This is a genomic window from Falsiroseomonas sp. E2-1-a20, from assembly GCF_051433195.1.
GTDB lineage: Bacteria > Pseudomonadota > Alphaproteobacteria > Acetobacterales > Acetobacteraceae > Falsiroseomonas.
This window is the reverse complement of sequence record NZ_JBHMFT010000126.1, coordinates 1-2,733: the sequence shown is the minus strand read 5'-3', so window position 1 is coordinate 2,733 and position 2,733 is coordinate 1. Positions and strand designations below refer to the sequence as shown.

Genomic DNA, 2,733 nt, shown 5'->3' with positions numbered 1-2,733 from the left:
GTAAAGCCGCCGCGGCTGCTGGTGACGAACTCGTTGCCGCGCACATCGCGCAGTCGATTGTCCGTTACGACAGCTACCAAAAATCGGCAGAACGAATGACTCAGGCAACCTCTCCGGCAGAGATCGCCCTAGACAAACGCATGGACGCCGTCGACGCGCAGGCGCCTCGCGCCCTGCTCGCACTGGATTACCTAAACAACGTCGGTGCGACGCTCGCCGAAACCCCGCGGTCGTACGAGGCGCGCGACGAACACATCACGCTCGACGTCGCCCGCGAACGCGATGACTGCAAACTGTACGCTGCCCAAGCGGCCAAGCGCGAGCCCGCTGCACTGGCAGCGTACGTCGCCGCCGCCACCGAGTGCCGAAACCTCCGTGACCGCGTCCACGACGCTCAGCAGGCCGCCGTGGACGCCGGCGGGTTCCACGCAACGGCGCGAGCCAGGGCATCGATGGTTGCCGAAATGCTCCGAACGCACCCGGCCGTGGAGGCCACGCCAGCCATTCCAGTGGCCAACGCGGCCCCCTATGCGCTCCACACTCTCGCCAGCGTCGTCGCTGCCGTCGACCCCCTCCGCGCCCCCGGACAATTTCCACCAGCACCAGGATATGCGACGCAAATTGGCCGCCTGACCGCCGCGCGCACGCGTGCAGAGAGCGAACGCCTCGCCACGGCCCGACAGGAGGAACAGCCCTCCGAAAATCTGGCCGCATCCAACACGAAGGTTGTCACCAAACCCCCGCCGCAAGCGAAGCACGGCACCGCCCCACCCACACGCTGAACAAGGAGAATGATTATGCCAATCATCGCAGCAGACGGACAGACGGCAATTCCCGCATCGTGCGAAGAATGCATTTTTGCCGACAGGCGGAACCAGCCTGATCCGAAGACAAATACGACTAAGCATCTCGATGCCGGGTATGCCGTCTGCCGCCGAAGCCCGCCAGGAACAAGCAAATCGTCCGGCAAAACGCAATGGGACGTAGTGAATCTGCAATTTGACTACTGCGGCGCTGGCGTCCTCGGCCTCGCCCGGGAGAAGTAGTCTCGTCGTCGAGCGAAAAAATTCACGCCTCGGCCTCCGAAACCACAGCTCCTCCTGCACAAAAAAGATCAGGAAGGAGCCCATTCAGTGTCCACGTCCAGCCTCCCAGTCGGTCACGAAGCCGCCGCGTCGGCCGTCGCCGCGCTCACCCAGCTGCACCGCTCGCTGCCGTACGGCCTGTCAGCCCACGCAGAGACCCATTTCAACAGGCTGGTTGAAGCGTACGACAGCCTGGCCGGTCGCCTCGAGGCAGCACTGGCACGCCGGCACGCCTCGCCCGGCGCAAGCCTCGCCCTAACTCGATCGGTCCTGGCGCTCGCTGAGCAAGTAGCAGCCGACCTCGAAAACGTCGCATCGTCCGTGACCATGAACCGCCTCACGGTAGGACTCCGGCTCATTGAAGGTGACGTCGCCCAGATGACCCAAGATCTGCCTGACGCATTCGCCGAAAAAACCGGCCTGAAGCGCGAGCTCGCCTCCGCCCAGCATGATGCCCGTCAACTGACGGGCCTAGCGCTCGCCGATGCCGAAATGCAGGGGCGCGCCGCCAAAGCCGCCACAGACGCGATCCTCCTTCCCCACGACGCAATCCTCCCGAAGGCGCAAATTCCCTTCACCGCCTTCCACTACTCCTCGACCCAATCTTTGCTCTGAACCACGCGCGTCGCCGTCGCCTGGGCGGCGCGCCTCTCTGTTAAAACCTTCCTCATAGCCTCGGAATCCCGTCCACGCTCACCTGGGAATTCCACAGAGGCCCGTTTTTCCACGCAATCCAAACGGCTCTGGAACTCCTGAATTATTCTACGAGTATGCAGTAGTTGCGCGGCGCCGCAAAGCGCCCTGCCGCGCCGCGCAGAGCCAGCATTCGGCTGATGCGGACGCCAGCTTGGCCGCAGGACACGATCACCCTCTCCCCCGTTGCCGGATGATGAGCCCTTCAATTGCCTGCGCGGTCGCGAGGCGGAATGCTCGATCGTTGTAAGCGCGGTTTCGACCTGATGGGTGGCCCACCGCTAAAATTGGAAGGCCGCCTCGAACAACGACGGACGTGTTCCACGTCAATGAGCCGTTGAGGCCGACTGCGCGCGCGACTGCCGCGGCCGCCCATCCTCCCGCGGCGATGACCGCCTGGATGTCGCCGTTGAGCACGTCAAGCACAGCATGGAGACGCTCGACGCCAATGTGGAGCGGCGTTCTAAGGCGATCAGGTTCCGTCGGAAGCGCGTTGATGCGAACGGCATCGTCGAATGAAACCAGACCGATTGGCCAGAGCCGCCGAGCGCGTCGGCCTGCGTCGCTGCTCCAGGGAAAAGCCGGGCCGTCCGGATCGAGACCCCTCGGCGCATTCTGGCCGACGATGAGGATGGACGTTTGGCCGCGCTGCGAAGCTCGCGCCCTGGCTTTCCGCGCCGTAGCCAGCAGCGCGCTATGAGTGCGTGTGTTCATCGGATCTTTGTTGCTCCTTCAGTCGCGTCTATGCGCACCGGCATGACGACATCCGAGCCACCAGTGTGACATCGCGACGATAAAATATCTGAAATGCGGAAGCTGAACGCGACCTGGTGGCGTCCGGGGGGGGGGGGGGGGGGGGGGGGGGGAGACCCCCCCCCCCCCCCCCCCCCCCCCCCCCAAAAGGGGGGGGGGGGTGGGGGGGGGGGGGGGGGGGGTTTTTTTTGGGGGGGTGGGG

4 protein-coding genes are annotated in these 2,733 nt (G+C 64.7%); 3 read left to right on the top strand and 1 reads right to left on the bottom strand.

Annotated elements, in window-relative coordinates:
* The 3 genes from ACFHPP_RS30810 to ACFHPP_RS30800 form a co-directional block, all read left to right on the top strand.
* Positions 1-782: hypothetical protein (locus ACFHPP_RS30810; RefSeq protein WP_437167040.1), on the top strand; the 782-nt coding region annotated here is incomplete at its 5' end.
* A gap of 15 nt (positions 783-797) precedes the next feature.
* A complete protein-coding gene (locus tag ACFHPP_RS30805; protein ID WP_437167039.1) occupies positions 798-1,046 on the top strand; it encodes a hypothetical protein in 249 nt (82 codons plus the stop codon).
* Between the two features lie 87 nt (positions 1,047-1,133).
* Positions 1,134-1,700, top strand: a complete 567-nt coding sequence (locus ACFHPP_RS30800; RefSeq protein WP_437167038.1) for a hypothetical protein — start codon at positions 1,134-1,136, stop codon at positions 1,698-1,700.
* A 249-nt stretch (positions 1,701-1,949) separates the two neighbouring features.
* Here ACFHPP_RS30800 and ACFHPP_RS30795 read toward each other — a convergent pair whose 3' ends face one another.
* Positions 1,950-2,492, bottom strand: a complete 543-nt coding sequence (locus ACFHPP_RS30795; protein ID WP_437167037.1) for a hypothetical protein — start codon at positions 2,490-2,492, stop codon at positions 1,950-1,952.
* Between the last annotated feature and the right edge of the window lie 241 nt (positions 2,493-2,733).

Coding starts and splice junctions, on each gene's coding strand:
- ACFHPP_RS30805 (WP_437167039.1), top strand. CDS start 798: ATGCCAATCATCGCAGCAGACGGACAGACGGCAATTCCCGCATCGTGC.
- ACFHPP_RS30795 (WP_437167037.1), bottom strand. CDS start 2,492: ATGAACACACGCACTCATAGCGCGCTGCTGGCTACGGCGCGGAAAGCC.